Source organism: Kocuria arenosa, from assembly GCF_042879215.1.
Taxonomy (GTDB): Bacteria; Actinomycetota; Actinomycetes; order Actinomycetales; family Micrococcaceae; genus Kocuria; species Kocuria arenosa.
This window is the reverse complement of sequence record NZ_JBHZTA010000050.1, coordinates 1-640: the sequence shown is the minus strand read 5'-3', so window position 1 is coordinate 640 and position 640 is coordinate 1. Positions and strand designations below refer to the sequence as shown.

Sequence of the window (640 nt, the reverse complement as noted above, 5' to 3'; positions counted from 1 at the left end):
TCCCTGACCCCCTTGACCCCTGACCTGCTCGACCCGTTGCCTCCAGGAGTTCTCATGACCACCCTCGCCTCAGAGCAGACCGGCAACAATGATTTCCGGACTCAACCCGAGACCGGTGCCGCACTGCCCGCGCCGAGCATGACCCAGGTGCCCCTGCGGACACCGGGCAGCCGCCTGGGCCCGGCCCAGGACTTCCCCGAGGATCTGACTGGCCTGGGCATGGCGGAGCTGCAGGTGCTGCACTCGAGGATCACCCGCCAGCTCGACCACGACTGGCTCACCGACCCGGCCGGGCCGCATCCGGTCACCATGGACCGCAGCTTCGAGCTGGCCACCGAGCTGGACGCCCGCGACACCGCATGAGAGCCCATGACCCAACTCGAGCCCATACAGACAGGCACACCATGAACACCACCGATCCCCAAGAACCCACCGACACCGCGGACACCACTGACCCGGCGGCCCACAGGTTCGACACCATCTGCCTGATCTTCAATCCGCACAGCACCGGCGACGCCCCGGAACTGGCCGCCCAGTTGCGCGACCAGCTGACCCAGGCCCTGCCCTACGCCCCGGAGATCCGGATGCTGCCCACGGAGCACGCCGGGCACGCCGTGGACCTGGCGAAGGAGGCGGCCGG

Annotated in this window: 2 pseudogenes; both read left to right on the top strand. The window is 68.9% G+C overall.

From position 1 onward, the window contains the following. Positions 1-363 (top strand): annotated as a pseudogene (locus ACFYE3_RS19055) (hypothetical protein); the annotation flags it as partial. 41 nt (positions 364-404) lie between these two features. After that, positions 405-640: pseudogene (locus tag ACFYE3_RS19050) on the top strand (hypothetical protein); the annotation flags it as partial.